This window comes from Cupriavidus cauae (genome assembly GCF_008632125.1).
GTDB lineage: Bacteria > Pseudomonadota > Gammaproteobacteria > Burkholderiales > Burkholderiaceae > Cupriavidus > Cupriavidus cauae.
This window is the reverse complement of the sequence record NZ_VWRN01000012.1, coordinates 1-1,325: the sequence shown is the minus strand read 5'-3', so window position 1 is coordinate 1,325 and position 1,325 is coordinate 1. Positions and strand designations below refer to the sequence as shown.

Here is a 1,325-nt window from a genome sequence, read left to right as displayed (position 1 = left end):
TGAATCGCCCCGGGTTTTGCGGAGGCTCTCACTCTTGAGAGAATGCGAGCCATGAGCAAGAACAACGCAAACAAGTTTTCCCCGGAAGTGCGCGAGCGCGCCGTGCGCCTGGTGCAGGAGTCGCGCGGCGAGTACCCGTCGCTGTGGGTGGCGGTCGAGTCCATCGCGCCCAAGATCGGCTGCTCGGCGCAGACGCTGCTGACCTGGGTCAAGCGCCACGAAGTCGACAGCGGACAGCGCGAAGGCGTCACCACCAGCGAGCGAGAACGCATCAAGGAGTTGGAGCGGGAGAACCGAGAGCTGCGCCGCGCCAACGACATCCTGCGCACTGCCAGCGCTTTTTTCGCGCAGGCGGAGCTCGACCGCAAGCTGAAGTCGTAAACACCTACATCGACCGGCACCGGGAGGTTTACGGGGTCGAGCCGATCTGCAAGGTGTTGCAGGTTGCCTCGTCGGCCTATCGGCGCCATGCCGCACGGCTGCGTGATCCGTCACGGCGCAGCGACCGTGCGCGTCGTGATGAACGGCTCATGCCGCAAGTCCAGCGAGTGTGGCAGGAGAACCATCGCGTCTACGGCGCCGACAAGGTCTGGCGGCAACTGAACCGCGAGGGCGTGACGGTTGCCCGCTGCACGGTCGAGCGATTGATGCGCGCCCAGGGACTGCAAGGTGTGCGGCGCGGCAAGCGGCTGCGAACGACCATCGCTGACGACGCCGCCAGTCGCCCGGTGGATCGCGTCAACCGGCAGTTCCGGGCCGACCGTCCCAATCAGCTCTGGGTCTCGGACTTCACCTACGTCTCGACATGGCAGGGTTGGCTGTACGTGGCCTTCGTCGTCGACGTCTACGCCAGGCGCATCGTCGGCTGGCGCGTGAGCAAATCCATGACGACGGACTTCGTGCTCGATGCGCTGGAGCAGGCCCTATACGCTCGCCAGCCTGGCAACGACGGTTCTCTGACCCACCACTCCGATAGGGGATCGCAGTACGTCAGCATCCGCTATAGCGAACGCCTGGCCGAAGCCGGCATCGAGCCGTCGGTCGGCAGCCGTGGCGACAGTTACGACAACGCCTTGGCCGAGACGATCAATGGCTTGTACAAGGCCGAGCTGATCCATCGCCGCGCGCCTTGGAAAACCAGGGAATCCGTCGAACTGGCAACACTGGAATGGGTCGCTTGGTTCAACCATAAGCGCCTGCACTCATCCATCGGCTATATCCCGCCCGCCGAGGCTGAGGCAAACTACTACAACCAACTCGGCAAAACCGCCGACGAGGCCGTTTTACTTTAACCAAACAGCCTCCGCGAAAACCGGGGCGATTCA

General features: G+C 63.7%; 1 protein-coding gene and 1 other annotated feature. The gene reads left to right on the top strand.

Annotation, left to right across the window (positions count from 1 at the left end; all coding sequences use genetic code 11):
- Positions 1 to 42 precede the first annotated feature (42 nt).
- Positions 43 to 1,292 (top strand): IS3-like element ISRme15 family transposase gene (locus F1599_RS02730; RefSeq protein WP_085960508.1). Its coding sequence is split into 2 segments (ribosomal slippage): positions 43 to 337 and positions 337 to 1,292, totalling 1,251 coding nucleotides; the frame shifts between segments, so codons are not numbered across the junction.
- Positions 336 to 452, top strand: a sequence feature (AL1L pseudoknot). Its footprint overlaps the gene before it by 117 nt.
- Positions 1,293 to 1,325: the final 33 nt, after the last annotated feature.